The 273-nt window shown below is 70.7% G+C and carries 1 pseudogene; it reads left to right on the top strand.

Annotated features, from left to right (window positions below):
* A pseudogene (locus ACLJNW_RS25130) lies at positions 1-273 on the top strand (type II secretion system protein GspF); the annotation flags it as partial.

Genomic DNA, 273 nt, shown 5'->3' with positions numbered 1-273 from the left:
GGTCAAGGCCTGGGGTGCGCTGGCCTTCGTCGCGGCGATCGGCGGGGTGATCGGCTTCCGCTACGCGCTGCGCAAGGATGCCTTTCGCGAGCGCTGGCATGGCTTCCTGCTGCGCGTGCCGCTGGTCGGTCGGCTGGTGCGTTCCACCGACACCGCGCGCTTCGCCTCGACCCTGGCGATCCTCACCCGCAGCGGCGTGCCGCTGGTGGAGGCGCTGGCGATCGCCGCCGAGGTGATCGCCAACCGGATCATCCGCAACGAAGTGGTCAAGGC

Source organism: Salmonella sp. SAL4457, from assembly GCF_046548235.1.
Taxonomy (GTDB): domain Bacteria; phylum Pseudomonadota; class Gammaproteobacteria; order Enterobacterales; family Enterobacteriaceae; genus Salmonella; species Salmonella enterica.
The sequence above is the reverse complement of the archived record's forward strand: the minus strand, read 5'-3'. Positions and strand labels throughout refer to the sequence as shown.